General features: G+C 68.1%; 6 protein-coding genes. All 6 read right to left on the bottom strand.

What is annotated here, in order from left to right; translation table 11 throughout:
* A partial coding sequence (locus K0817_RS00850) for a WXG100 family type VII secretion target (protein ID WP_219979171.1) occupies positions 1–224 on the bottom strand: 224 nt, incomplete at its 3' end.
* A gap of 165 nt (positions 225–389) precedes the next feature.
* Complete coding sequence (locus K0817_RS00845; protein ID WP_219979170.1) at positions 390–1,157, bottom strand: hypothetical protein; 768 nt, start codon at positions 1,155–1,157, stop codon at positions 390–392.
* Positions 1,154–1,771, bottom strand: coding sequence for a hypothetical protein (locus K0817_RS00840; RefSeq protein ID WP_219979169.1), 618 nt, complete (start codon positions 1,769–1,771; stop codon positions 1,154–1,156). The genes K0817_RS00845 and K0817_RS00840 overlap by 4 nt, the downstream gene beginning before the upstream one ends.
* Before the next feature lies 1 nt (position 1,772).
* Positions 1,773–2,390 carry a hypothetical protein gene (locus tag K0817_RS00835; protein WP_219979168.1) on the bottom strand — a complete coding sequence of 206 codons (618 nt, stop codon included), beginning with the start codon at positions 2,388–2,390 and terminating at the stop codon, positions 1,773–1,775.
* Between the two features lie 42 nt (positions 2,391–2,432).
* On the bottom strand, positions 2,433–3,653 hold the full coding sequence (locus tag K0817_RS00830; protein ID WP_219979167.1) for a hypothetical protein: 1,221 nt from the start codon (positions 3,651–3,653) through the stop codon (positions 2,433–2,435).
* 7 nt (positions 3,654–3,660) lie between these two features.
* A complete protein-coding gene (locus K0817_RS00825; protein ID WP_219979166.1) occupies positions 3,661–3,954 on the bottom strand; it encodes a hypothetical protein in 294 nt (97 codons plus the stop codon).
* Positions 3,955–4,200: the final 246 nt, after the last annotated feature.

The raw sequence follows: 4,200 nt of genomic DNA, 5'->3' as shown, positions 1-4,200 counted from the left end.
GACATGTCATTGATGCCGTCCACAGCACCCTTCAGACCCGTCGTCAACTCCGAGTAACCCTCACCGAACTTGCCCGACGCGTGCTGCGTCTTGAAATCCTCACCCAGCAACGTGTCCACCTGGCTCTTCAACGAGTCCAGCTGACCCTGAATGTCATCACGAGCCTGCGACAGCGACGACGCCACCTGCTCCATCTCGCTATACGAAGCACCGAAATCGGCCATCGTCAACTCCCTCACTCAGAAACCCGACCCACCCCGGGCCGACGACACCCAACCTAACCGACACCCCGCACTCCGCCCATGGGGACCATTACCCATGGCCCCTCCGCGACGCCTCGTGAGAGGTCGGCCCGTTTCGGCCGGTGCGAAGGCGGCCGGTGCGGCGTGTCAGCGGGTCGTACCCGGAGCGTGTTGCTGCACCTCGGGCGCGAGCGTGAGCGCGAGCTCACCCGGAGCCGTGGCGAGGGCGCGCGCTGCAGTGGCCGGGTCGATGAGACCGCGCTCCGCAAGCAGACCGATGGCTGCGTTCCGCCGTTCCATCACCTCGGCAAGCGTGCTGGGCGGGATCTCGCGGATGCTCCACTCGAGGTTCTCGCGCTCGTTCTGGGGCCCACCCTTGGGCAGCGGTCCTCGCACGAGGATCGCGATGTGGACGACGACGTCGGCCGCGATCACCACGAGCCACACCCATGCGCCGTCCCCCAGCTGCTCCTGCCCCGCGGTGAGCGCGATCAGCGCTGTGACGGCCCCCGGAATCGCGTGGATGAGCGCAAGGGTGCGCAGTGCGGCCGCGCGAGTGGCCCGCGGGTGGCGGAGCCGCTGGATCTCGCTCCAGCCGGTGACCAAGAGACCCACGAGCGTGATCCAGCCGGCGAACGCGAGCGGGAAGTCGTACGCCGTGTCGCCCAGCACCCATCGGAGCATTGCCGCGGCGGCGATCACCGGTGCGGCTACGGCGTAGAGGTAGGCCAGTCCCTGGATGAAGCTGCCGAACGTGATGCCGCGGTGCTCCGACATCGCCTCCTTCGGCGCGAGCACGGCGAGCGGGCGTTGCGCGGGAGTCAGCGAGAACGAGCGCAGCTCCAGCCGCCACCAGTCGACCGCGCTCCATCCCTTCGTGTCGTCGACCAGTTCTGTCAGCGATCTGCCGCTCATGCCGGCCAGTCCTCTCCGAAGCGGACAACTGCGCGGTCCAGCGCGTCCACACGTGCGCGGTCCGTCGACGGCACGAAGCCCTCGAGTGTCGATGTGCTCAGCACCGCCTTCGCCGCCTCCTCCACGAACGCCAGTGCGTAGGGCGCGACGGGGCCGAGGATCGCGGCGATCGTCGTCTCCTCGCCCAGGAACAGCCAGCGTTCGAACCCGAAGTCCCGGTCTCCGTGCCGCTCGAGCAGTGTGACCGAGATTCCGACGCCGAAGCCCTCGGTCTCGAGGATCTCCGTGGTCGGGGGCAGCAGTGCGGAGGCCGACCACAGGAATGCCGCCTGGTCGTCGTCGCTGAGTCGCTCGTCGACCGCGAACACGGTGAGCGGTGCGATCGCCCGCCCCTCGATCCCGACGATGACGAGGCTGCGGCTCTCGCCGGTGGTCACGGCGGCGACGTCCTCCAGTGCCGCAGCGATGCGCGTGGCGACGGCCGGTGCCAGCTCCCTGCGCGCCGCGAACGCCGTCGCGGTCTCACGGGCCCACGCGGCTCGTTCCTCGGCAGTCTGCGCGACGAACGGAACAGGGATGCAGTGCTCGGGGTCGTGTCGGAGATTCAGCTGCATGTCAGCGCACGCTCCAGGTGAACGAGGCGATGTGGTGGTCGAAGAGAGCGATCCATGCCGCTATCACGGGATCGTCCTGCGGGAGGTCGGCGCTGTGCGCGACCGTCGCCGTCCACTGCACGGCCTGCGTGCGCCTCGTGCCGGGAATCGGAAGGAGGAATTGGATGAGGAACGACACGGCATCGACGCCGTCCACACGGGTGGGGTGACGTTCGGTCCACCGGACGATCCGATGCCCCTCCCCGATCGCGACACCGCCGCGGTTGCGCACCGCGTCCTCGACGATGTCGTCGAGCGTCCACCGCGGCGTCGACCGTCGACGCAGGCCGACGAGGCTCGCCGACCCCAGCACCCACGTGGGCGAGCCCTCTGCCGGCAGCGCGTAGGCGAACGCTTCCTGTTCGCGCAGCTTCGCGACCGCGTCCTTCACCTGGGTCGCGAGCGCGGCGGCCAGGTCGGGCCGTCCCGCTTCGTTCAGCCGCGCACGGGCGGCCGAAACGAGTTCTCGCTCGGTGTCGGTGCTCAGATCGTACGAACGCCAGCCTGGTGGCAGCAGCATTCGGTACCGCGGCACGGTGGCACCGAGGCTCCCTGTCAATTCCGCGCGCAGATCACTCACCATGCCAGTCTTTCATCACCCGGCCGCGGTCCTGGAACCACGTCAAGAGAACGGGTTCTGATCGGGGTCGAACGAGCCCGGGAACGCGCCCCCCGCGGTGTCCTTGATCCAGCCGGCGATGCCGAGTTGAGTGGCCCAGATGCCGGCGGTGTTCTCGACGATGTTGAGGCCGCCGGTCATGACGGCGGGGTCCGCCCAGTGCGCCATGTTGTTGCCGGTCAGCAGGCCGGTCGTGAAATCGACCGCCTTTGCTCCGAATCCGGCGCCCTGCAGGCGGTTCAGGCCAGACAGCCAGTCGTCGACGCCGGTCGCACCGACACCGAACAGACGGGCGGCATCGTCGCCGAAGGCGGTGCCGAGCGCTCGCCAGCCGCCGGGGGCGCCGAGGCCGCGCAGACCTCGCGCGGCGGGACCGATGAAGGGGACCACGCCGATGACACCGAACGCGACGTCGACCCAGCTGCCGTCGTTGAAAGCGAGCTTGCGGGTGAGGGCTACCACGAGCGTGGCCACCGCGACGATCGCGGCGAGCGCCGCGATGATCGGCCCGCCGATCACGATCGCGAGAACGGCGAGCACGATGCCGGCGATCGCGAGCACGTTGGAGAGGAACTCCAGCGCGCCGCGCATGTCGTCCTTCCACGAGTCCTCGATCTTGCCGCTGAACCCCTCCTTGATGTTCCTGGCAGCGGTGTCGAAGGCGGTGTACCAGCTGTTCCACTCCGTGTCGTACTCGCTGGCACGGGTGTCCCACTCGTCCTTCTTGCTGTCGGCGAGCCCGCGCTTCTCGACGGCGCTTGCGTTGGCCGTGTCGTACGCGGACTGCTCGTCCGCGTCGGCGTCGTCGTCGGGCTCCCGCGGGACGGCACCCTCCGCGGTGTCGGCCTCCCTGCTGAGCGAATAGTAAGAGGCCCACAGCTCGACGAGATCGTCGACGATGGGGTCGATCGCGGTCTTGGAAGTCTCGAGCGCCTGACCGTACGTGAGGATGTGCGGTCCGACGGCCTCATAGAGGTCGGCCGCCTTCGACAGGTCGCCGCTCACCTTGCCCGCCACCTCGCGGAGCTTGTCGATCGCGTGCCCCTCCATGGCGGCGCCGTCCTCGACGAGTCGCTGGATGAGGGTCCATGCCTCGGTCATGTCTGTGCCGAGGTCGACGATCTGCTGGCCGCGGGTCTGGACGTCGCCCGCGTCACCGCGCAGGTGCTCGATGAGGTGCTGGCCGCCCGGCGTCTGCGACGGCATGTATGGGGTAACGCTCATCGTCCGCTCATCTCTCGCCGGTCTGGTTGCCGGCCTCTTCGTCGAAGTCCTTGAACGCCTTGATCACACTGTCGACGTGCTCGGCGAGGCCCTTGCAGCTGTCCATCAGTCGCTTGCGGCGATCGTCCCAGCGCCCCTCGAACTCGTGGGCGGCGTCCTTCAGATCACCCAAGTCGTACGGCCGGTCGACGGCATCCTCCAAGTCCCGTCGACGACTGCCCGCGTGCTCGAACTCATCGATGATGCTCTTCAGCTGCGTGCTCAGTCCGCCGAGGTCGTCGTAACTGACCTTGACTCCCACCTCGTGTCCTCACTCCCGGTTGAACCTGTTCATGGTCACCAGCGAGGGCGAGGGCGGCCCATGCCGCCCTCGGCCCTCCGCGCCGTCTCAGCCGCCGGCGAGCTGCTGATCCAGATCCTGGATCGCACGCATCATGCCCAGCAGCGACTCGGACATGTCATTGATGCCGTCCACAGCACCCTTCAGACCCGTCGTCAACTCCGAGTAACCCTCACCGAACTTGCCCGACGCGTGCTGCGTCTTGAA

Origin of the sequence: Microbacterium sp. HD4P20 (genome assembly GCF_019449275.2) — a bacterium.
Taxonomy (GTDB): Bacteria; Actinomycetota; Actinomycetes; order Actinomycetales; family Microbacteriaceae; genus Microbacterium.
The sequence above is the reverse complement of the archived record's forward strand: the minus strand, read 5'-3'. Positions and strand labels throughout refer to the sequence as shown.

Excerpts from the sequence above, each read along its gene's own strand:
- K0817_RS00845 (WP_219979170.1), bottom strand. The coding sequence starts at position 1,157 with ATGAGCGGCAGATCGCTGACAGAACTGGTCGACGACACGAAGGGATGG.
- K0817_RS00840 (WP_219979169.1), bottom strand. The coding sequence starts at position 1,771 with ATGCAGCTGAATCTCCGACACGACCCCGAGCACTGCATCCCTGTTCCG.
- K0817_RS00830 (WP_219979167.1), bottom strand. The coding sequence starts at position 3,653 with ATGAGCGTTACCCCATACATGCCGTCGCAGACGCCGGGCGGCCAGCAC.